Source organism: Bermanella marisrubri (assembly GCF_012295615.1).
GTDB lineage: Bacteria > Pseudomonadota > Gammaproteobacteria > Pseudomonadales > Oceanobacteraceae > Bermanella > Bermanella marisrubri.
Genome location: NZ_CP051183.1, coordinates 320,183 through 343,719, shown reverse-complemented (window position 1 = coordinate 343,719; position 23,537 = coordinate 320,183). Strand labels below are relative to the sequence as shown.

General features: G+C 43.6%; 20 protein-coding genes. 9 read left to right on the top strand and 11 right to left on the bottom strand.

Annotation, left to right across the window (positions count from 1 at the left end; genetic code table 11):
- Window positions 1-7: 7 nt before the first annotated feature.
- From HF888_RS01530 to HF888_RS01520, 3 genes are all read right to left on the bottom strand, one after another.
- Window positions 8-2,107, bottom strand: a complete 2,100-nt coding sequence (locus HF888_RS01530; protein WP_168367026.1) for a TonB-dependent receptor — start codon at window positions 2,105-2,107, stop codon at window positions 8-10.
- On the bottom strand, window positions 2,064-3,347 hold the full coding sequence (locus HF888_RS16525; RefSeq protein ID WP_007017941.1) for a hypothetical protein: 1,284 nt from the start codon (window positions 3,345-3,347) through the stop codon (window positions 2,064-2,066). The genes HF888_RS01530 and HF888_RS16525 overlap by 44 nt, the downstream gene beginning before the upstream one ends.
- 137 nt (window positions 3,348-3,484) lie before the next feature.
- Complete coding sequence (locus HF888_RS01520) at window positions 3,485-3,841, bottom strand: hypothetical protein (RefSeq protein WP_007017942.1); 357 nt, start codon at window positions 3,839-3,841, stop codon at window positions 3,485-3,487.
- 184 nt (window positions 3,842-4,025) lie between these two features.
- Between HF888_RS01520 and HF888_RS01515 the strand changes: the two genes are divergently transcribed.
- Window positions 4,026-5,264, top strand: a complete 1,239-nt coding sequence (locus HF888_RS01515) for a multidrug effflux MFS transporter (protein WP_083771910.1) — start codon at window positions 4,026-4,028, stop codon at window positions 5,262-5,264.
- 31 nt (window positions 5,265-5,295) lie between these two features.
- On the opposite strand, the gene HF888_RS01510 is transcribed toward HF888_RS01515, so the two are convergent.
- From HF888_RS01510 to doeB2, 5 genes are all read right to left on the bottom strand, one after another.
- The gene (locus HF888_RS01510) at window positions 5,296-6,087 is read right to left on the bottom strand and encodes a substrate-binding periplasmic protein (RefSeq protein ID WP_007017944.1); all 792 of its coding nucleotides are present in this window, start codon (window positions 6,085-6,087) and stop codon (window positions 5,296-5,298) included.
- Between the two features lie 39 nt (window positions 6,088-6,126).
- Complete coding sequence (locus HF888_RS01505; RefSeq protein ID WP_007017945.1) at window positions 6,127-7,488, bottom strand: NAD-dependent succinate-semialdehyde dehydrogenase; 1,362 nt, start codon at window positions 7,486-7,488, stop codon at window positions 6,127-6,129.
- 10 nt (window positions 7,489-7,498) lie between these two features.
- Window positions 7,499-8,785, bottom strand: coding sequence for an ectoine hydrolase (doeA, locus tag HF888_RS01500; protein ID WP_007017946.1), 1,287 nt, complete (start codon window positions 8,783-8,785; stop codon window positions 7,499-7,501).
- Complete coding sequence (locus HF888_RS01495; protein WP_007017947.1) at window positions 8,782-10,056, bottom strand: aspartate aminotransferase family protein; 1,275 nt, start codon at window positions 10,054-10,056, stop codon at window positions 8,782-8,784. Before HF888_RS01495 ends, doeA begins: the two co-directional genes overlap by 4 nt.
- Before the next feature lie 86 nt (window positions 10,057-10,142).
- Window positions 10,143-11,300 (bottom strand): N(2)-acetyl-L-2,4-diaminobutanoate deacetylase DoeB2, encoded by a 1,158-nt coding sequence (gene doeB2 / locus HF888_RS01490; RefSeq protein WP_007017948.1) that lies wholly within the window; start codon window positions 11,298-11,300, stop codon window positions 10,143-10,145.
- A gap of 294 nt (window positions 11,301-11,594) precedes the next feature.
- Between doeB2 and HF888_RS01485 the strand changes: the two genes are divergently transcribed.
- Window positions 11,595-13,478 carry a DUF294 nucleotidyltransferase-like domain-containing protein gene (locus HF888_RS01485; RefSeq protein WP_040297790.1) on the top strand — a complete coding sequence of 628 codons (1,884 nt, stop codon included), beginning with the start codon at window positions 11,595-11,597 and terminating at the stop codon, window positions 13,476-13,478.
- The gene (locus tag HF888_RS01480; RefSeq protein WP_007017950.1) at window positions 13,478-14,194 is read left to right on the top strand and encodes a 3'-5' exonuclease; all 717 of its coding nucleotides are present in this window, start codon (window positions 13,478-13,480) and stop codon (window positions 14,192-14,194) included. The genes HF888_RS01485 and HF888_RS01480 overlap by 1 nt, the downstream gene beginning before the upstream one ends.
- A gap of 121 nt (window positions 14,195-14,315) precedes the next feature.
- Here HF888_RS01480 and HF888_RS01475 read toward each other — a convergent pair whose 3' ends face one another.
- Window positions 14,316-15,434: a porin gene (locus HF888_RS01475; protein WP_007017951.1), complete on the bottom strand. Its 1,119-nt coding sequence runs from the start codon at window positions 15,432-15,434 to the stop codon at window positions 14,316-14,318.
- Window positions 15,435-16,112: 678 nt separating this feature from the next.
- Here HF888_RS01475 and HF888_RS01470 point away from each other — a divergent pair.
- The 5 genes from HF888_RS01470 (at window position 16,113) to HF888_RS01450 (ending at window position 21,482) form a co-directional block, all read left to right on the top strand.
- Entirely contained in the window at window positions 16,113-17,078 is a 966-nt protein-coding gene (locus HF888_RS01470; protein ID WP_007017952.1) for a TRAP transporter substrate-binding protein, read from the top strand.
- Between the two features lie 61 nt (window positions 17,079-17,139).
- Window positions 17,140-17,715, top strand: a complete 576-nt coding sequence (locus tag HF888_RS01465; RefSeq protein WP_007017953.1) for a TRAP transporter small permease — start codon at window positions 17,140-17,142, stop codon at window positions 17,713-17,715.
- 11 nt (window positions 17,716-17,726) lie between these two features.
- On the top strand, window positions 17,727-19,013 hold the full coding sequence (locus HF888_RS01460) for a TRAP transporter large permease (RefSeq protein WP_007017954.1): 1,287 nt from the start codon (window positions 17,727-17,729) through the stop codon (window positions 19,011-19,013).
- Between the two features lie 23 nt (window positions 19,014-19,036).
- The gene (locus HF888_RS01455) at window positions 19,037-19,474 is read left to right on the top strand and encodes a universal stress protein (RefSeq protein ID WP_007017955.1); all 438 of its coding nucleotides are present in this window, start codon (window positions 19,037-19,039) and stop codon (window positions 19,472-19,474) included.
- 79 nt (window positions 19,475-19,553) lie between these two features.
- Complete coding sequence (locus tag HF888_RS01450) at window positions 19,554-21,482, top strand: sensor domain-containing diguanylate cyclase (protein ID WP_007017956.1); 1,929 nt, start codon at window positions 19,554-19,556, stop codon at window positions 21,480-21,482.
- Here HF888_RS01450 and folA read toward each other — a convergent pair.
- Window positions 21,479-21,982 (bottom strand): type 3 dihydrofolate reductase, encoded by a 504-nt coding sequence (gene folA / locus HF888_RS01445; RefSeq protein WP_007017957.1) that lies wholly within the window; start codon window positions 21,980-21,982, stop codon window positions 21,479-21,481. The two genes, HF888_RS01450 and folA, sit on opposite strands and share 4 nt — an antisense overlap.
- Before the next feature lie 110 nt (window positions 21,983-22,092).
- Here folA and HF888_RS01440 point away from each other — a divergent pair, with 110 nt between their 5' ends.
- The gene (locus HF888_RS01440; RefSeq protein ID WP_007017958.1) at window positions 22,093-22,494 is read left to right on the top strand and encodes an acyl-CoA thioesterase; all 402 of its coding nucleotides are present in this window, start codon (window positions 22,093-22,095) and stop codon (window positions 22,492-22,494) included.
- 187 nt (window positions 22,495-22,681) lie between these two features.
- On the opposite strand, the gene HF888_RS01435 is transcribed toward HF888_RS01440, so the two are convergent.
- Window positions 22,682-23,533, bottom strand: a complete 852-nt coding sequence (locus HF888_RS01435; RefSeq protein WP_007017959.1) for a thymidylate synthase — start codon at window positions 23,531-23,533, stop codon at window positions 22,682-22,684.
- Window positions 23,534-23,537 lie beyond the last annotated feature (4 nt).

Sequence of the window (23,537 nt, the reverse complement as noted above, 5' to 3'; positions counted from 1 at the left end):
AGAATGTTTAAAATGAGTAGTTAACGCCTAGTGTAATATTGCGACCAACAATATAGCTATAGTCTTTTAAATAGCTCACATGATTCCGACCTAATTCATCTGTCAAATTATGTGCGCGTACATAAAGCTGTAGCTCTGATTGGCTGAAAGCATGATTGTAAGCACCATAGATATTCAGTAATGAATAGCCATCAGTCTTGCTTTCATTTTCTGCTATATCCGTTTGCTCAGCAAAGTGTTTTGCCTCTGCTCGCATCAGCCATTGCTCACTACTCCATATAACACCGGAAGCAATTGATAAAGGTGGCGTGCGCGGAAGATTTTTATTAGCACCCTGTTTTAGTTGAGCGCGAACATAATCGCCCTTCACAAACCACTGCCAATGATCAGTCACATCATAATCTAATTGCCATTCTGCACCAGCAAACCAAGCATCCCGTTGTTCATTGCGATACACAGGATCATCCGGATGAATAGGATTAATCAATCCTTTCAGATCATTGTATATGTAACCATCAAAATCGTAATAATACACAGCGGAGCTAGCTTCAAATCCCTCTCCTAGATATTGCCAAGTCACATCAATACTATGGGCGGTTTCGACGTCTAACTCCGGATTATCTAGCTGAAAGCTGAACGTCGCATGATGATCCCCGTTCCAATACATTTCATCTGCAGTTGGTGCTCTTTGCGAACGAGATAGACTCAAGCCAAACTTTTGATTGCTCAACCTCCATGTCATCGCTGCACTAAAAGAAGCGGACTCAAAATCTTTATCTGCATAATAAGATGCGTTCTTTCGGTACGACGGCAGAATGGAAACAGGATCTAGCTCGATCTGGCGTTGATCAACACGGGCGCCTAACTCCAACAAGCCATAGGCCCAATGAGTTTCCGCAATCCAGAACACACCTAGATCTTGTGTTTGTGTCAAGGGCATAGGCGTATCATGTGCGAACAACCAGCCACCAGCAGACACTAGATTATCACCTTGGGTACCATCCCAGCTAAGATCCTTATAATTGGGGATACCAGAACAACCACCATGGTCATGGCATACATCCAAGTCTTGCAGAGATGCTTGAACACCCACAACCGATTGCCAACTGGCAATAGGCGACAATTGGAATGTGGATTTAAACTCAGTAGACGTTTTTTCGAATAGACCCACTACTGTGTCATCAAAGTTTTCACCATGCTCATAATCAATATGAGTAAGTTGTAACTTCACTTGCTGAAATAGTGGTACTAGATCATAGAAAACACCCTGTGCATCAAAGCGAGTTTGCGTAGGACTAACTGATGCCGGATCATTATCGGGATTGGGAACCCCATATTCATAATCCAACGAAGATATAGCGATACCAACACTATTCCCGTTATCTTGAATATGATTCACACCCAAGTTAACTCCTTGGCTTTGTGTTGAGGTATTGTCAACGTCTTCACCATTGCCCGCGCGATGGTTTTCTGTCTCACGAGCAAAGCCATCAAGATGCATAACCCAGGGTCCGTTACCCACATCCAAACTGGCGCTAAGATCAGTTCCTTCATCAGCGCTACTCAAGGCACTCTTTATTTGCCCTTCCACGCCTTTCAATTCGGTTTCATGAAAACGTGAATCCGCTACATTGACTACTCCGCCCATTGCACCACTACCGAAGCGTAATGTACTGGGGCCATATATGACTTCCAGTTGGCTGGCATTAGCTGCGTCCACCATAGGTGCATGGTCACTGCTCATGGCAGATACATCCGCCACATCAGTACCATTAATCGCCATCTTTACGCGATTGCCGCCCAAGCCACGAATAACCGGACGACCCACTCCCGCACCAAAACTTGCATTAGAAACGCCTGGCAAGCTGGATAATAAGTCACCAATCGTGTGACCGTTCTGCGCTTGCATCTGTTCTTGAGTGAACACTTGAACTGGCTGAGCTACATCATTCAAAGACTGACCAGAAGCAGTAACGCGCACCTCTTCTAAACGTGTTTCATCAGTAGCGTTGCTTAAAGATGACGCTGCTAGCGTAAAGCCAGCAGCAAATACCCAGTTAACCTTAATGGCCATTCTCACCCTCATGCGCTTCATGTTCCATTTCATGGAAAATAACCATGCTAGAAACATTGCTTACCGTTAGATCAAAGTCTTCATGAACGTGATAGGCGTCTGGGTTTGATTCTGGATCGTCCACGTCAATTTCATAACCCTTCATGGCGTTATTGTCGATCAACAGCGCTGTTTTGTTTGCTGTCGCTAACACGAAATCATTGCATGATGAGTTGGTCGAGAAATCTAAAGTGATGGTCTCTAGTTCTTCACCTTCATGATTTAGCGCAACAAATTTACCATCAGAGGTTACAAACAACACATCACTCGCTTCGCTATCTAGGCCTAGCGCACAAACATTGCCACCTGTATGAGAGTCCTCATTTACTTCTACTTCTGCAGGAGACTGAGTTTCATCTAGCTCAACAATCGCATAGTTGCCCGTGTTAGGTTCGAAGCCTGCAATCACGTGACCTTGCGCACGCCATACGTAATCGGCAGCAGTACCAGATAATGTAAGAGTACCCTTGTCTTCAAAAGCGTGTTCACCTGTATTGTCTTCTTCGATAACGACAGCGATTACACCCGTATTACCACAAGACACAACAACTAGCTCATCAGTTTGACCATGACTAGTTGGTGTTGCACAAGCAAAGCTGGCACCGTCAACCGCCTCACCGTTTTCATAAATTACCGCATTACCGCCAGTGAAGACCATGTGTAAACCATGCCCTTCATCGAGCATAAGAGCAGGGTACGTTTCATTACCTACATTTAATGCATTGGGGGCTGAAGTAAGAGTTGCAAGTTCATCATACCCTACGAATGTGGTGCTATCGCTATTCAAAACCGCAAAGTGACCATTAGTGGAGATTACTTGAGAACCTGTCAAACTGAATTCAAGAACATGAGCTTCTTCATGCTCATGGGCATGTTCTTCTTCATCATGCATCTCTTCTTCAGTATGCTCTTCTTCCTCTTCGTGATGCTCTTCTTCATGCAAACCATGAACAAAATTCACCGTAGTGTTTGCAAGTACCGCTGCATAAGCACCGTTATCACTTAATACCAGCTGCGCGCCATTGCCGGCCGCCGCATCATCTAGCGCTTCCAGTTCACCTTCTTCTAATAACGAAAGTGTATCTGTACCAGTTTGTGAAACTAAAACCGAAAACTCATGATCGTGTTCATGTTCGTCGTGGTCATGATTATCGTTGTCGTCACTGCCACCACAAGCTGCCAGCAACAAAGAAGAAACGGCTACCGCTAACCACTTTTTATTCATAGATTCCATTTATTTATACCTTTTCTACAAAGCAAAAAACTGCGACACATTTCTGCGCAGTAAAGTTAAAACTAATAAAAACAATACAGGTGCAACTAGACCTTGAATTTACATTCAAGGTCTAAATACTATCGGACTAAACTAGACTAGCGTTTCGGTGGCGCGCGAGACTGATGCTTATATAGAAAAGAGAGTACAAACTGGGCTGGAGTATAGGGTGTCGATTCGACAAGCTGCTTGTAAGCAAGGCAGGCTTGAGATTGCTGAGCAAGTGGCTGTTTGCCATCGACCAAAAAGACGGCACATTCCGCAGTGTGCTCGTGATCAATTAGATGGTCGTGAACTACCTGCAAGCTACCGGCAATAATGAGCACAAGACTCATTAAGATGGCTAGATGGCCGTTGTATTTACGCACAAATCGCTTCATAGATGGAAGCATAGCTGGCGCATGTGGTCCAGACCACTTTTTCCCGCCAGTTATGTGCAAATAATCGGTCGCCATAGCACCATATAACCAAGTTAAACGAAAATGACTCTTATCAAGAGATGGGCGTATTTAAACCAAGGCAAGGCCTATTGTCCAGTAATTGACTGTATTTAAATGTCACAACAATGCTGTGTTGCATAAATAGCGCTAGTATTCGCTGGTTGCTTGAACCAAACTACGTGCTTTTGCCAAGGCTATTATGTCTACCCCTGTACATTCAACCGCAACGTCAACACCCGTCAAACATAGCAAAGAGTTCGTCGCTCTTATGGCTATGCTCATGTCTATGGTCGCTTTAACCATTGATTCTATGCTGCCTGCTCTGGCTCAAATTGCGCAAGACTTGAATGCCGATCATGCCAATGATGCACAATTTATTATCGGCGCAGTGTTTCTCGGTATGGCGTTGGGACAGATGATCTATGGCCCCATCAGCGACTCCTTTGGTCGTAAGCCCGCTATTTATTTAGGTGTCAGTATCTTTATTGTCGGAGACATTATTTCTTTAATGGCATCCGATTTTCATACCATGTTGATAGGCAGAGTATTGCAAGGCATGGGAGCGTCTGCATGCCGAGTTGTGTCATTGGCTATGATTCGTGATTGTTTTAGTGGACGCCACATGGCACGAGTCATGAGTCTAATCATGTTGGTATTTATTATGGTACCCGCCATCGCACCTTCCATTGGACAGTTGATTCTTATTTTTGCTGAATGGCATGGAATTTTTTGGGTATTGCTCGGCTTTTCGCTAACAGCTGTCGTGTGGCTGGCACTGCGTCAACCTGAAACCTTGGATATCGAAAAACGTGTCCCTTTCTCTTTAGCCAACATCTGGATCGGTATAAAAGAAACGATCAACCATAACTCTTCACGAAACTACACCATTGCTGGTGGCATCATGTTTGGAGCCTTGGTGGGCTATTTAACATCCTCCCAGCAACTGCTGCAAATTCGGTACGGACTGGGTGATCTTTTTTCCGTTTATTTTGGGTTGTTGGCATTGACCATTGGCTTGGCCAGCTTTGCCAATAGCCGCTTAGTGATGAAAATCAATATGGAAAAACTGTGCATTTATGCATTGTGTTTGATTTCCGTGGCCTCTCTGGCTTTCTTCTTAATGAGTTTATTGTTTAAAGGCTTACCACCATTTCCTATTTTGTTTGCCTACTTGATGATTGCATTTTCTGGCTTTGGCATCTTGTTTGGTAATTTTAATGCTTTGGCTGTGCACGCCTTAGGACACATAGCTGGCGTCGCCAACTCTGTCATCAGTACCATACAAACTCTCATTTCTGTTTTGGTGGGCAGCATCATAGGTCAGCTATTTGACGACACAGTATTTCCATTAGTTATTGGCTTTTTCTTTTGCAGCACACTAGCGCTGGTAATTGTTTTGCGCGTAAGACACAAATACGGCTACAGCGATATGAATTAGTGTTGATAAAGTTTATTGGCAAAGGGAAAGATCAGTATTGGTCTAGTTCTTTCAAGTCCAATTCAAATGGATCGACCAAGCGATGAATAGCAAAACCTTGTATATAAGACTGCCACTCACTAGAAGCCTTTAACTGTTCAATCTGTTGATTCAAAAATGGTAGCAATTCAAAGTAGTCTCTCGAAACGACTAAATGTCTTGAGAATGCATCATGGGCTAAGCCTGCAATATAGACAGGCTGCTCATACGCATTATTCTGCTTCGTGAAGAGTACAGAACTACGACTATCGATATAAGCGTCGATCTCACTATTCATTAAGCTTCTCAGGTTGTCTTTACTACTATTCGAATCGACCCTTTTTATGCGTCCATCAGAAAAACACTCTTCAAGACCTTTGTAATAGTGACCGTCACGGGCACCAAGTCTTAAACCAATCAAGTCATCGAACGTCTGCAACTGAACAGGATTATCTCTCAAGCTAACCACAACATCCGCATCCCAAAACAAAGGTTTTGTCGCTTTTATATTGGTATCTTTAGAGCGAAACCAGAGTGTATTCGCCCACAAGATCATAAAGGGTGATTCTCCCTCCACCCAGTGATTTAACGCTGGGCGAGTTATTTTTTGTATCACAAAGCAATATTGAGATTGTTGAGCGTTCATGGTTTTAGCCCATGCCTGAGAAAGGTCTAGCTCATTGGAATCAAGGTGTAACGGCGCTTCATCGTGATATACGAAAACAGGAAGTGTTACAGGTTGAGCATGTGTCTCCTTTGAAAAAAGAATGACGGCTATACCTACAAAAATTAGGTTTTTAATCATGCTTATCCATTCCTTGATACGCTTAAACAAAATTACCTGCTACTTAACCCATACTTGCTTAGCATTAACAAACTCTTTTATACCATGAGGCCCTAGCTCGCGACCAAAACCCGAACGCTTAACACCGCCACTGGGCAAGCGCGGATCGGTTTTCACTATGCCATTAATGGAAACCTGTCCCGTATACAAGCGCTTAGCAATCAGCTTAGCTTTGGCTTGATCTTTCATCCAAAGCGCCGCTCCCAACCCATACTCAGTATCGTTAGCCAAGGTTATTGCTTCTTCAATATCCGCTACGGGCGTTATGGCCATTACTGGACCAAAGGTTTCTTCTAAAAAGGCGCACGTACCTGGCTTAACGTCGGTAAGCAATGTGGGTGGATAGAAATAGCCTTTATCTTTTGGCATCTCACCACCTAACAAACAAGTCGCACCTTGTTTAATAGACTCCTGAACTTGGCGATGAAGATTCTCTTGTAAGTCTTTGCGTGCAATGGGACCTATGTCCGTATTAATGTCAGTAGGATCACCCATCTTTAATTTTTCCAATCGGCTTTTTACACCTTCTACAAATTGCTCGTAGACCGATTTTTCTACCAGAATACGTTTGGCAGCGATACATGACTGACCAGCGTTAATAATGCGAGACAAGGTCGCTACATCCATAGCTTTTTCTAAATCCGCATCTGACATCACAATGAATGGATCTGAACCACCCAACTCCAATACTGAATGCTTGATTTCCGACGCTGCCATGGACGCCACCTTTGCACCACCGCCGGCAGAACCAGTAAAAGATACCGCCATTATGTGGGGATCACGAATCGCCGCTTCTACGTCTGGTGTCTCCAACGGTAGATTCACCACAATGTTTTCCGGAGCACCTGCGCCACTGATCACGTCGATAATGGCTTGCGCACAGCCAGGCACATGAGGATCATGTTTTAATGTGCAGGTATTGCCCGCCATGAGCGCCGGTGCCAAATATCGTGCTGCCAACCACAACGGCGCATTCCATGGCAAAATACCCAGTAGAGCACCCAATGGTTCGTAACTTACATAGCTCTCACTGGCATCGGATTCGAGATACTCCGTGTCTAAATAACTTTCACCTTTATCCGCATAATGCTCGAAGCAGGTCGCCGCTTTTTCTACTTCTGGCCCACCCTCTTTAATTGGCTTACCCATTTCATCGGCCATTAACAATGCAAGATGATCTTTTTGTTTTCTAAGTTCTGCGGCAATGTCTTTGAGTATTTTTGCGCGCTCACTGAAAGGCTGGTCTCGCCAGGCAGGAAATGCATCATGGGCAAGCTGGATGTGCTCATGAATTTGCGAACCTTTCAATGAAGGGTATTCTGCAATTTTGCTCTCTGTGTAGGGATTGGTCGCAATTAACATGGTCCTCTCCTTATCCGTTTTTCTTACTGCTAGAGTCGTCACCTTTAGAGGTTTCCTTTTGATCCACTCCTTTTACTTTTTTCTTTGTGGTATCCAATTTGGTGACGGATTCGGTAATGGATTTGCTGGACTGATCTGGCTTGATAACGAAATCACGATCTAGAGTAAAGAAGGATTCACAACCTTCTTCCGTGATGCGAATCGTATCTGAAATACCACACGTTTTATTTCCATCTACACCCCACATCCACGGAATAATATGGAAAGTCATGCCCGGCTGCAGGACTTGTGATTCCCCTTGCTTCAAGCTCACAATGTAGCCTTCATCCCAACTTGGCGGGAAAGCAATACCGATGGAATAACCAGAGCGCGTAATTAGAGAGGCCCCAACACTGTTGTCGGTAATAATATTTCGCACTAAGTTATCCGCATCGCTCACCGTCATTCCAGGCTGAATATCACGGTGCAGACAGTCTAAAGCATGCTTCATCTTTTCTTGCGCTTCGTACATGCTGTCCGTCAAGGTGCCCATGACCACGGTTCGCATCATGGCGGTATGATAACGGCGATAACAACCACCCACTTCTAAGAACACGTGTTCGTTTGGCTCAACAATACGCCCTTCCCATGTAGCATGGCCAATCATGGTTCTTGGCCCAGAAGTCACGTACGGCATAACCGCAGGTGGCTCGCCACCTGCACGAAACATGGCATCACTGATTGCTGCGCCGATTTCATTTTCAGTAGCGCCTACCACACTCGCTTCGATGCCCGCTTGCATACCCATTTCTGTAGCATGAGCCGCTTTTTTCATAAGCTCAATTTCAACATCTGACTTACAGATACGACCCTGTTCAACAATACCGAAGCAATCTAATAACTTAGCGTCTCTTAGTGTGGTATGGATGAAATCTTGTTGATACGCGGGAAAGAAATAACTATTGCGCTCATAACCAATGCGCTTTTTAGATAACCCAAACTCACGTAGCGCATCCACCAGCATCTGAATGGCGTCCCCTGTATCTGGATAAGGACGCGTTCGCTCAACCCAAGTACGCGCATGAATGTTTGACGCCTCTAACGCGCGCGTAATCATGAATGGCTCACCTTCTAACGGTACAACCAAAGCCTGAAAAAACGAATAACCTGTGGTTTGGTAATCCGTCAAATACATAATGTTTTCTGGATCTGTGATCACCACGGCATCAAGGTGGCGTTCCATGATGCGGTGACGCAGTTCAGTTATACGGCGCTCGTATTCCTCAAAAGGAAACGTCATGTCATCACGAGGTATCATGCTGCACCTCCCATGACTTCACTAACATGGCGCAAGAGGATAGATAAACCTTCTTTTAGATCTTGCTCAGGAATAGTCAGAGGCGGAATTAACTTCACCACTCGACCACCCGTACCGCAGGCAGAAACAAGCAAACCATCTTCAAAACACTTGGTGACAATGGCTTTTGCGTTTTCGCCGGTAGACACATCCAAACCTAAAATCATGCCTTTGCCGCGCACTTGTACACCATCGAGTTTGTCCTCTAATGGTTGTACTGCGTTCAGCATGGTGCTGGCGTGTCCTTTTACTGTATTCATTAGCTCATCATTCTCGAAATACGATAACGCTTCTGTACCAGCAACAAACGACAACCCTTGACCGCGGAAAGTGCCGGTATGCTCACCGGGATTCCAATGGCTATCAATTTCAGGTTTAACAAGATTCATGGCCAATGGTGTCCCCATACCGCCTATGCCTTTTGCGAGACACACAATATCAGGATCTAAGTCCATGCCATCAAAACTAAAATACGAACCTGTTCGACCACATCCCACTTGAATATCATCAACGATGAAAACGGAGCCTAGTTCCCGTGCCAAATCACTTACTGCTTTTAACCATTCTTCACTGGCAACATTCACACCGCCTTCCGCTTGAATAGTTTCAACCAAGAATGCAGCCGGTGGCTCAAGACCACTAGAAGAATCTTTATAGCGCTCCCCTAGTGCTTTTATGCTTTGCACACCGCAATCCATTTTGCAGCCTTGGCAAGGCTTCTCGCAACCAAATGAATAGTGGGAAACGTGATTGAGTGGAACACCGGCCGCGTTTCGAAAGACAGAGTTCGCAGTACAAGCTAACGCACCTAGCGTCATACCATGGAAACCATGAGTGAATGCAACCACTTCACTTCTGCCAGTGGCACGGCGTGCAATTTTTAATGCGGCTTCAACCGAGTTGGTACCCGTTGGCCCCATAAATTGCATTTTATGTGGCATGCCTCGGGGTTCTAATACGGTTTTTGTAAATCGTTCCATGAATGCTTGCTTGGCTTTACTATGCATATCCAAGCTATGTGTCACGCCATTATTTTGTAAATACTCGATCATGGCGTTTTTCATTCGCTCATTATTGTGGCCAAAATTCAGTACACCGGCACCGGCAAAGAAGTCAATGTACTCATTGCCTTCTGTGTCCTTCTGTCGTGCATTTACAGCGGTATCAAATACCACGGGATAGACACGACAATAACCTCGGACTTCTGATTCCCGTTGCTGAAAAATGCTCATACTCTCTCTCCTTAAAGGCCAATCATTGACCCTAAACATGTCATTGATGTACTACTTTTCGGTTGTTTCAAATCCTCAAATTAGGATTAAGGTAACGTCGCGCCAACAAGTTGCGCATACAATTTGGTCACTGGCTCCACCAGTGAATCATTAAAATCGTAATAAGGACTGTGACAAGGATGGTGATGATCTTCACCGTCATCAGCACCAATCAGAGCGAACGCTCCAGGTACTTCTTTTAAGTAATAACTAAAGTCTTCTGAAGCCATGATGGGAACCGCGATATCATGTTCTAGAGAATGATCATCACTGATTTTTACCCAAGCATCGCGAACGGCTTGAGCCTGTTCATTGTGATTAACCGTGGCCTGGTAGCGTGGAATGATTTGTACTTTAGCTTGCACACCATAGGTCGCCGCGGTTTGCTCGCAGATTTCTTGAATTAGGGAATTGATGGTTTGTCGCGCTTGCTCTGTGGCGATGCGAATACTGCCACCAATTTTAACGCGTTCAGGAATCACTGTGGCAGCACTGGGTGCCTCTATTGAGGTAATGCTTACCACATTAGATTGCTGCGGAGGTAATCGGCGACTGATAATTTGCTGTACGTTAAGCACCATGGCACTGGCTGCCAAAACAGGATCACGACACAGTTCAGGTTGACTAGCATGGCCACCTTTGCCGATGACTTCAATTTCGAAGGTGCCATTACCACACATAACAATTCCTTCAGGGCAAACCAATTGGCCCATCTTCAACGCTGGCCAGTTGTGCCAACCAAAGATCATATCGACGCCATCCAGTGCGCCATCTTCGATCATTTTCTTAGCGCCATGCCCGCCTTCTTCAGCTGGCTGAAACAGCAAGGTAACAGGACCCGGCAAACTATCCTCTACATTTTTAAGCCAACGGGCTGTCGCCATCAAAGTCGCAGTATGCCCATCATGACCACAGGCATGCATACAGCCTTCATGGTTGGACGAATAGGCTTTATCGGTTTTTTCTGAGATGGGTAAAGCATCAATATCACCACGTAAGGCGATGTGCCTCCCGCTACCATTAGGATTTAGAAACCCCAAGGTTCCTGTTTCGGCGCACTCGCGCCATGGGATATTAAGAGAGGATAATGCTTCACGAATTTTGGACGCCGTACGCTGCTCTTGCCAACCCAACTCAGGATGAGCGTGCAAGTCATGACGGAACTGATGGGCACTTGAAAGTGTCTGCTGCCAATAATTTTGCATAGACCTCCCAAAAAAGTTGAGTGTCATAGATCATTCGATCTATTCGCTATTGCCACAAACATACAATATTCATTCCACCTAACGATCATTCACAGTTATTGTGAGAAACAACCTAATCGCTCAAGCAAGAATAAAAATTGTAGTTTCATGAAACATAAAGCTGACCCTCAGCCTAGACCCTTATGAAGCGATCTTCAACCGTTGTAAGAGCTCTAAAAGGAAAAATGCGAAGCAGATTGTTTGCATTCAAACTGCTAAACTTTTACTTTGATGAAAAAGAAGAAGGTGTGCATTTTGCAGGTCGAACAACTAGAAATTGCGAACTTCTTACAAGAACATTCCCCTTTTGATGAATTACCTGAGGATGCATTAAACCGCCTTGCATCATCGGTAGAAGTCGCCTATTACCGTGCCGATAGCGATATTTTAAAGTTCGCTGAGCCCATTCAAGATTTGTACGTTATTCGCAGTGGTTCAGTCGAAACCTATCGTCGCTCAGGAAAACTCTACAACCGTCTAGACGAAGGCAATTGCTTTGGGCAAATGGGTTTGATGATGAACCGCCGCGTGCGTTTCCCAGTTAAGGCGCTAGAGGACACCCTGCTCTATTGCATTCCCGTGGATATATATAATCAATTTTGTGACGAATTTGATGATTTTGCTGAGTTCTTTGGTAGCGATGAAAATGCATCCCTGCGCAGCGCCGTCAACAACCAACAAGATGCCAACGATTTAACCACTGTCAAAATCGCTTCACTATTAGCTCGTGAACCTGTCACGCTGCCGACAAATGCCACAGTGAAACAAGCGGCAGAAGTTATGACAGAGGAACGTGTTTCCTCCGTCTTAATAGTGGACGAATATAAAGAAGTAGAGGATGACACCCGGCAGTTGGTAGGCATCATAACCGATCGCGATCTACGTAAGCGTGTTCTAGCAGTTGGTTTACCCTTAGATACTAATATCTGCGAAGCCATGTCAGAAGAACTCATGGTAATGGACCACAACGCCTATGTATTTGAAGCGACATTAACCATGCTGCGTTTCAACGTCCATCACTTACCTATTATGAAAAAGCGCAAACCCATTGGCGTGGTTTCCTTGTCTGATATTGTACGCCATGAATCACAAAGCAGTATTTTGTTTGTACGTGGTATTTTTACTCAACCAAGCGTACATGATTTAGCACAATACGCTAAAGACCTTCCTTCTGTATTTGTTCGTATGGTAAATGAGGATGCGAACTCGCATATGATCGGCAGCGCTATGGCAGTGATCGGACGCAGTTTCAAGCAACGCTTGCTCGAACTGGCAGAAGAAGAATTGGGACCACCACCGGTTCCGTATTGTTTCTTGGCACTTGGATCCATGGCACGTGATGAGCAATTGGTAGTCACAGACCAAGATAATGCTTTGATTCTTAGCAACGAGTTTGACGCCGAACAGCACAATGAGTATTTTGCGAGGTTATCCAAATTTGTCAGCGATGGTCTCAATGCTTGTGGCTATATCTATTGCAGTGGCGATATCATGGCAACCAATCCCAAATGGCGCATGACGCTCGATCAATGGAAAGAGCAATTTAGCGAATGGATTGAACAGCCTAACCCAGAGGCACTTTTAAATAGCTCGATTTTTTTCGATTTGGATGGAGTATGGGGACGCACTAAATGGGCCGCCAAGTTACAAAGTTTTATTGCGGATAAAGCTCAAGAAAACCGCTTATTCTTATCCGCATTAGCACGCAATGCGTTGAATCGCACACCGCCGCTGGGTTTTTTCAAAGGCTTTGTTATGGAGCAGGACGGTAAGCACCGGAAATCCATTAACTTAAAGCGACGCGGTACCGCACCCTTGAGTGATGTAATTCGAGTGCATGCATTAGCCGTGGCCAGCCGTTCACAAAATTCGTTCGAACGCATTCAAGATATAATGGATGCGAACATCCTACCACCTGGTAAAGCCCAAGACATGAGCGATGCCTTAGAATATATTTCTATGGTGCGAATTCGTCACCAAGCCTTAACCATTGAAGCCGGAGAAGAACCGGACAACAACATTGAACCAGACAAGCTTTCCAGCTTTGAGCGTAGGAATTTGAAAGAAGCATTTCAAGTCTTAGATAAAGCACAAAGCTTCTTAAAATTCTGTTATCACTCTCAAAACAGGCCGCGATAATGTTATTTAAGAAGCCGAAGTTTGATTGGCCACAGCGTTATCAAACATTGCAATTAGAGGCTGAACACCCAGCTGTAAAAGACTTCTACTACAAAGGTATTGTTTCAGGAGAAACGCCTTTAGAGGCGGTTTCTTTTATGGCCTTGGATTTTGAGACAACCGGCCTCAATCCCAATGACGATAGTATAATTAGCATAGGCATGGTGCCATTTAGCTTGCAACGAATATATTGTAACAATGCAGTGTATTGGGTAGTCAGACCGAATACTCCGCTATCAGAGGAGTCAATACTAATTCATCACATTAAACACAGTGAGATACAAAGCGCACCGAGAATTGAGCGATTATTAGAGCCATTGCTTGAGAAACTCAGTGAGCACATCCTAGTGGTTCACTTCCAACGTATCGAAAGACTGTTTTTAAATAATACGCTCAAAGAACATTTAGGAGAGACTTTACAATTTCCTCTCATTGATACAATGGAAATAGAAAAGAAGGCACTGAAAGCAAGACAAGGCCTAACCGGAAGAATTTTAAATAAACCCGTAGGCGGCATCCGTTTGAATAATTGTCGTGAGCGTTATTCGCTACCTCAATATCAGTCTCATAATGCATTAATTGATGCGCAAGCCACAGCAGAATTATTTATTGCTCAGGTTGCTCATCATTTCACTCCGCAAACACCAGTCAAAAATCTATGGCTAGACGATATCTAAATACTTAGTACTCGTTTTTTATTATTCTACTAGCCAAAATTAAACATAAAAAAACCGCATGCCAGAAAGCATGCGGTTTTTTAATAATCTAATTGTTCGCTATATTAACAGTAGCTAATAATTAGAATGATTGACGCAAGTAAACAACGGCTACGGAGTCGTCACCAGAGTTTTTAGTGCTTACTTGTTCAAGCTCTAAACGCACATGGAATGTATCTGAGATATTTTTGATAACTTGAGCATAGATATTGCTCTCTAGCTCAGCACCATTGTCATCTTCACCAAAACCATAACCTGCGTGAACACTTAGATCAGGTGCGACGTTGTACATACCACCAAAAGACATGGAAGTTCTTTCATCGTCAGTGCCGTCATCTTTATCAACAGTTTGATAGTTAAAACCTAGTTCTAACTCTTCAGCTGCACGGTACTTCGCACCTACACTCATCAAAGAAGGAGCAGCTAGTCCACCATTCGCTTTTGCAACATCTGATTCAGTGACAATAGATTGAATGTAAGCAAAGTTTACGGTAGCCGGACCAAATGAAGCAGCACCACCGATAGACATACCGGTAATACCCGCGTCATTCATTGTTTGTTCGTTGCCATCTGCATCTTTGATTGGATTACCATTCACGTCCTCTAACACTCGACCATCTTCGTTAATATGTGCTGCAACAGTGAATGTAAATGGATCAGTGCTATAACCACCACCACCATAGGTGTAGTTGATGGTGCTATCGTTACGGAAACCACAGCTTAAAGAGCCAGGCAATTCACACGCTGTAAAGTAGTAAGCACCATAACCATGACCTTCTGACTTCATGGAATTCCAAGCACTGTATTCGAATAGTGGCGACCATTGACTACCGATAGTGATGTTATGCTTGTCTTTAGACAGAGAAATATAACCTTGACGAGTATTGAAAGAGGCACCGCCATCGTCAAGTGCGTTCACTTCTTGCTCAATGCGATAACCAGTGGTCCAACCATTGGCATGCTCTTCTGAACCAGATACGATAAAGCGAGATACAACTGGGTTATTCATCGCAAGGTTACGTTCATCAGTATTGCTCTGAGGTGAATTAAACCCTTGAGCGATCAAACCAGTGCCATCACCAGAATAATACTCTAAACCCAAATCAACAAAGCCCGAAATATTTACACTTGGGGCTGCCATTGAATTGCCCGCAAAAGCCAGTCCTGCAACTGCTAATGCTAAAGATGTTTTTTTAAACATGCTTTCTCCTCACTATTTTAAGTTTGGACCCCTGCAATTCAATACAGGTGTCTTCGGGCTTTATTGCATAAAGCTACTGTGAAACATACACCATGTGTTATTTAGTTCAACGGTTTATGCACAAAGATGACGCATTTTGTTGAATTGATAATCACCACACAATGGCATTTTTTTATTTTCTTAACGTTTAACGACAGTTTTATTGATATTTTATGATAAAAATAAAACAGTTGTGCAACACAATTGGCGCGAAGTGTAACCGATGCAAAAATAAAAAATAAAGTGTTCGTCGACTTTTTCTGAATTTTTATCTGGTGGCACTCAAAATGCATATAGCAACATTCAATATAAAAATAAACCTAGGTCACAATTCTTAAACCCAAAAACACGCTTAATCCGATTGAGAACAGTGCAGTTGCGAATTCGTTTCAGTTTTGACATGCTGTTAAGGTTCTTACAACTCTGCATTCACTACACAACGAGTTTGATTTGAACAGCAACTCTTGCAGTGGATGTATCGTTGCTCAAATTAGTGTGTGTAAACAACTGTTTACACGTAAACACACAAATTATGTTTTGTTTGAAAAATAAGCAAAACATGTCAAAAATCGGAGGGACATGATGTCCATTTCTAGTCACTTTAAGAAGCTCACCGCTTTAACATGCCTCACAGCTACCATGGGCATGGCCGCTTTTGTCAATGCAGATACTTGGCGCTACGCCCATGAAGAATATGAAGGTGATGTTCAGGACGTTTATGCTCACAAATTCAAAGAATATATCGAAGAAAACTCAGATCACTCGTTAAAGATATATCGTTTCGGCGAACTGGGTGAATCAGATGATATTATGGAGCAAACCCAAGCAGGCATTCTTCAGTTCGTAAACCAAAGTCCAGGCTTCACTGGCTCGCTAATCCCCGAAGCACAGATCTTTTTCATCCCTTATTTAATGCCTACTGATATGGAAACGGTTATCGAGTTCTTCCGTACAAGCAAAGCCATTAACGAAGACTTTGTTGAACTCTATGAAGAGCAAGGGCTTGAGCTTCTAAAAATGTATCCCGAAGGTGAAATGGTAATGACGGTAGACGAACCTATTACCAAACCAAACCAATTAAATGGTAAGAAGATTCGCGTGATGACGAATCCACTTTTGTCCTCTACCTATGAAGCGTTTGGTGCAACCCCAACACCACTACCTTGGGGCGAAGTATATGGCGCACTGCAAACAAATATGATTCAAGGTCAGGAAAACCCAATTTTCTGGATCGAATCTGGTGGTTTATATGAAGTATCACCAAACCTTATCTTTACGAAGCATGGCTGGTTTACGACAGCATCTATGGCGAACAAAGAGTTCTTTGACGACTTATCTAAAGACGAACAAAAAATGATCCGCAAAGCAGCGGATTATGCATTCAATGAAACCATTAAGCATATTGATGGCCTAGCTGATAAGTCGCTCAAGAAAATCACTGATGCTAGCGATAAAGTCACCGTAACTCGTTTGAACGAAAAGCAGATTGAAGCATTCAAAAAACGAGCGCCTAAAGTTGAAAAAACTTTCATCGAAATGACGGGCGATGACGGCAAAGAACTGCTTGAGCAGTTTAAGAAGGACTTAAAAGCCGTCGAAGGCTAACCTAGTTACAGCTTACGCTTGTAAAAAGCGTAAGCTGTCTCTTGATGATTAGGAATACATCATGTCTGATTCAGACTCTCTTCAATATGACTCCGAACTCCCCGGTATACTTGGAAAATTTGATAATATTATCAGCCAAATTGAAGCTTTTATGCTGGCAAGCGGCGTACTGCTTATGGCACTCAATACTTGCGTCAATGTCATTGCCCGATTCGGTTTTGGCCAGGGCTTATTCTTCTCAGGGGAAATTAATCGAATTCTGATCATACTAATTACCTTTGCCGGTATTGGTTATGCGGCACGGCACGGCCGACATATTCGTATGTCAGCCATTTACGACATGTTGCCATATAAGGGTCGCAAAATCGCCATGACTCTGATCGCACTCGTCACTTCTAGCCTAATGTTTTTATTGAGTTACTTTGCTTTTGAATATGTCGCGTCTGTCTACGACAAAGGTCGTATCCTGCCAGCGTTAGGATTCGAGATTTGGTGGATCTATATATGGGTACCATTGGGATTTGCCGTGACTGGTATTCAATATTTACTGACAGCCTATAAAAACGTTACAAGTCCTGATGTTTATCTTTCTACCGGGGTACTTGACGGTTACGCCGATACGGAAAAAGAAGTTTAAAGGGAATTATTATGGCAACAACATTAATGCTCATCATGATTGTGCTGCTTCTAATGGGCTTTCCCATGATGATTCCTCTCATCGTCGCTGCACTCACAGGTTTTTACATGATGTTTGGCGGCATGGGACAAATGGATACGTTTATCCAACAAGTGTTAGGGGGGATTCGGCCTGCCTCACTCATCGCAGTGCCTATGTTTATTCTTGCTGCAGATATCATGACGCGAGGGCAAAGCGCCAATCGGCTGATTGATATGGTTATGACTTTTATCGGCCACATTCGTGGTGGTTTGGCCATTAGTACGGCTACGTCTTGCACACTATTCGGTGCAGTTTCCGGCTCGACCCAAGCGACCGTAGTCGCGGTAGGCTCGGCTCTGCGACCAAAGTTACTTCGCGCCGGATACAGTGATCCGTTTTCACTTGCGCTTATTATCAACGCTAGTGATATTGCCTTTTTAATTCCTCCCAGTATCGGCATGATCATTTATGGCGTTATTTCTGAAACCTCTATCGCCGAATTATTCATAGCCGGTATCGGTCCAGGCTTGATGATTTTATTCTTTTTCTCCATGTACTGCTTAATTTATGCAACGGTTAAGAATGTGCCTACAGAAGAAAAATCATCTTGGTCTGAACGATTGAAAGCTTCACAGCGAGCGATCTGGCCATTGATGTTTCCAATCATTATTGTGGGTGGTATTTATGGAGGTATCTTTAGTCCCACGGAAGCCGCAGCGGTTTGCGTTCTTTATGCGGTAATTTTAGAGTTCATCGTATTTAAATCTTTATCCAGCAAAGACATCTACACCATTGCAAAATCCACAGGCTTAATCACTGCAGTTGTATTTATTTTGGTTGGAGTCGGTAATGGTTTCTCATGGATCATTTCGTTTGCACAAATTCCGCAAACCATCCTAGATGCCGTAGGTATCAATGATATGGGCCCCATGGGTGTACTCGCGGCAATCTCCATTGCATTTTTTATCGCCTGCATGTTCGTTGACCCTATTGTAGTGATTTTGGTTTTAACACCGATCTTTGCTCCGGCCATCCAAGCAACGGGGTTGGACCCAGTACATGTGGGTATCATCATTACCCTACAAGTGGCTATTGGTTCCGCAACACCGCCGTTTGGTTGCGATATCTTTACGGCAATCGCGATATTCAAAAAGCCGTACTGGGAAGTGGTTCGGGGGACTGCACCCTTTATTGGTATATTGCTTCTCTCAGCTACACTGTTAGTTGTATTTCCTGATATTGCTTTGTTCCTTAGGGATATCGCTTTCGCAGACTAAGAAGAAAGGCTGGAGCCAAGCTTATGTTCAAACGTATTCTCGTTGCTGTTGATGGATCAAAAACTGCACTGCATGCGCTAGACAAAGCCATTGAGCTTCAGCAGCTGACGCAAGCCGAGATCTTCTTGCTGTGCGTGTTCAAACACCACAGCTTATTTGAAGCCTCGCTATCCATGGTCCGCCCAGACAATATGCAAATCCCCGATCAGGCACTTACAGAATACGCAAAAAGCGTTGTTGAGCAGGCGAAAGCTTACGCTACAGATAGAGAGGCCACTTGCCGCGGTTTTGTGAAAGGCGGTCGCCCATCCAAGACCATTATCAAATTCGCCAAAGAGAAAGACGTGGATCTGATCGTGATGGGTTCTCACGGTACCCACACAGATGTAGATGGCATGATACTCGGGAGCGTATCGCAACGAGTTGCAGGTCGCGCCCACTGTCCCACATTAGTCGTTTAGCTGCTCCCTAACCAATCCACCTCTTTGACGAATGTGCGGTATGAACTAGCATTAAGTTATTAATGTAATGGATTAAACCATGCCCCGAAAATTGGCGCATCTTGCTGTATTGCTACCAATCATGCTTTGCTGTTCTGCTCTGGCTCACGCTGAAACAGCCGCTGCTCTTCGCTTAGACCCTAACGCTAATATACTCGCCCCGCATATCTGGTTCATTGAAGATGCAGGCAATGACCTACACATCGCCGATATACTTGAAGACAACCAGCGTTCCACCTCCCAACTTCAATGGCAGAAAAATACGTGGCCACAAATTAATTTTGGCTTTAGTGAGAAAGCATATTGGCTAAAAACTTCTATTATTAATCCTCATCCAGCCAATGAAGAATGGGTATTGGAAATAGCCTACCCTTTGCTAGACCGTGTTGAGATCTATGCGGTCAACGAAGCACAGCAAGTAGTTGGATTTTATCACGCCGGTGATAAAGCCATTGGCAAAGAGAAGCAAATCGCCCACCCAAATATTGCGTTTCCGGTGCAATTCCCACATCAAGAACAATATACGCTGTACATTCATGTAAAAAGTGAAGGCTCAACACAAGTACCTTTGACCATTTGGTCTTGGAGCGACTTCATTTCTAATTCCATCATCCACTTTTTATTTCAGGGATTTTTTTATGGCATGGTCCTAATCATGGCCTTGTATAACTTCGTTGTGTGGTTAATTGTGCGGCAACGAGTCTATCTAAGCTATGTAGCTTACATACTATTTTTAACGCTATTTCAGATTAGCCTTCATGGGCTGGGTATGCTTTATGTTTGGAAAGAGTACACTTGGTTAAATGAATACATCACAACCATATCATTAATACTGCTTCTTGCCTCCATTAGCTTCTTTATTCGTGATTTCTTTGACATAAAAAAATATTCGCCAAATCTTAGTCGATTAGTGTTGTGTTCTTTTTATTGGTATCTCTTGCTATCCATTGTCTTTATTTTTATCCCATATTCGATCTCTATTCGTATTGGTGCATTTTTCGCTTGGACACAAATCTTATTAATTATCTACATCACCTTATACATGCTCAATCGTGGCCATCCGAGTTCTAGATACTTTGCAGTAGCTTGGGCCGTATTTCTAATAGGCGCACTACTATTGGCTTTGAATAAATTCGCTTTTCTTCCCATTACCTTAGCTAGCGAATATGGATTACAAATTGGCGCAGGACTAGAGATTATGTTTCTCTCTTTGGCTCTAGCCGACCGAATGGCTAACACACAAAGAGAAAAAATCAGTGCTCAAGCACGTTCGCTTGATCTAGCACATCAAGTTACCCAAGAAAGAGAAAAACTTTATCGAGCAGAAATGGAAAACCTGAAAATTGCTCGGGAGCATAATGAGGTTTTAGAGAAGACCGTAGATGATAGAACTAAAGAATTAAGTGAAGCATTGGAAGAATTAAGTAATGCTCACGAAAAATTAAAAAACATCAGTGTCACTGACGCTTTAACAAAAATACATAATCGTTACTTCTTTGATCAACACTGGCGTTCTGAATTTAAGCGTGCTCATCGACATAAGATGAGCATCGCATTAATTATTCTCGACATTGACCATTTCAAAAAAGTGAACGATAACTTTGGACATCCTGCCGGGGATTTATGCCTACAAAAAGTGGCCCAAAGCATTCGTATACAAGCCAATCGTGAGTCAGATCTTGTCTGCCGTCTCGGTGGCGAAGAGTTTGCCGTTATCTTACCTGGTACAGATGAAATGGGTGCCTATGAAGTCGCGGAAAAGATTCGGCATACCATTGAGAAACGTCATATTAGCTGGGAAGGAAAAACCATTAAAATTACGGTGAGTATTGGCATCAGCGCCATGACTCCCAGAAAAAGTGATGAAAAAATGCGTAATATAATGTTCAACCAAGCCGACCAAGCCCTATATCAAGCAAAGGGCAATGGCCGAAACCGTACCGTTATTTTCGAATCAAACGTAACCTAGATGCGATCATAGATCACAAAGCTATAATCGTAAGGATTCTTGTCATCTGCGAAAAAATCGTCACGAGATATTTCTGTGAATTGATTGAAATCTACTTCAGGAAAGAACGCATCACCATGTACATCCGCGTGAACATGAGTTAAATATAAACGATCCGCTTTTGGTAACGCTAATTCGTAAATAGCGGCACCACCAATCACCATTACCTCGTCGATTCCATTGATCTCGTTGACACTCTCTGCTAATTCAATGGCGTCATCTAAGCTGGACACAATGCGTACACCTTCCAACTGGAAATTAGGATTACGACTAATAACGATGTTGGTACGATTAGGCAGGGGTCTACCAATGCTCTCATAAGTCTTACGCCCCATGATTATGGCTTTTCCGGAGGTAGTGCGTTTAAAGTACTTAAGATCTTCCGGCAAATGCCATGGAAGAGCATTGTTAATACCTACTGTACGGTTTTCTGCCATAGCTGCCATTAATGCGATTTTCATATACGGACCTAATACTCTTTAGAACACTGTTTTGCCTATGGTATCGAAAAGCGCTATTTAACGCACAATAATTAATGTGTACTCTACATCATCACTTATAAGAACGACTCATGCCCATGTTTACCGAGACAGTTGAACCAAGATTTTCTGAAACCGATGCACTAGGACATATCAATAATACCGTATTACCTATTTGGTTTGAGAAAGCTCGAGAGCCTATCTTTCGTTTTTTTACTCCGGATCTTGACCCAAAAAAGTGGGAACTCATCATTGCTCGAATCGAGGTGGATTTTAAAGCGGAAATACTTCTAACTGGCAAAGTGGAATTACGTACATGGTTGGAGCGTATCGGTAGCAGCTCCATGACGGTGGTGCAGCAGGCGGTGCAAAATGATGTGGTTTGCGCTGAGGGCAAAGCCGCCCTCATTCATTATGATTGGCAAGCCCGCAAGCCGTCTCCTATTCAAGATGATATCCGCGACAAGCTGGCAGAACATATTATTAGCCCATAAAAGTCTGCGTTTCCGTCATCCCCGACGCGCGCAGCGCTTTGATCGGGGATCCATCTCTAAATTATGGAATAATTTTCATACTTCACAGTAACTTTAAATCTATGGCCCCCCGCCTTCGCGGAGGTGACTTCAGTTGAAAACTGCGTAGTCAGTTGTGCGCTATGCGGCCTTTTTGATTCAAGGTTATTTATACGGAAAATGGATAAGCAATCGGGTCATGGTATTGATAACCTTCCACTTGGAAGTCATCCACCGTCACCCAAGTTTCTAAATCCTCAAGGGACTTAATATCCGGGTTAATAATCAACTTAGGACTTGGATAAGGTTTACGCTTGAGTTGCACATCACGCATTAATTCAAGTTGATCTTCGTAGATGTGTGCATTAACAATCTTGTGGTACGCCACACCCGGCTTATGACCAGTAATTTGAGCCATAATGGCCAAAAAGAAATAAACCTGAACTTGATTAAAATTCAATCCCAAGGGCACGTCGCAAGAACGCTGGTAACTAGTTAGATATAAGGTGTCACCTAGTAATGAAAAGTTGTGAGTGTGCATGCAAGGACGCAAACAGCCCATATGGAACTCACCCGGATTATAAAACGACATGATCTCACCGCGATCATCAATTCCCTTAGATAAGTTATCGACAATCTTGCGCAACTGGTCAATATGGCCGCCATCTGGCTTCGCCCATCGACGCCCTTGCACGCCATAAACGCGGCCCATATCGTCTTCGCCCTTACGATGAGGATTATCTAACCAAGCATCGTTTAAGTTGGCATTAGCATCCCAAGTTTTGCATCCGATATTGCGGAAATCAGCTGCACTATCATAGCCTCGAATATAACCGAGGAACTCTGCTATAGCCGCTTTATAAAAACTTTTACGAGTGGTCACCAGTGGAAACTCATTTCGATCAACACGATACTCTAAATCTGCATTGACCACGGTCAAACAACGCTTGCCCGTACGTTCGTTGTTTATCCATACACCTTCATCAATAATACGCTGACAAAGATCTAAATACTGTCTCATAATT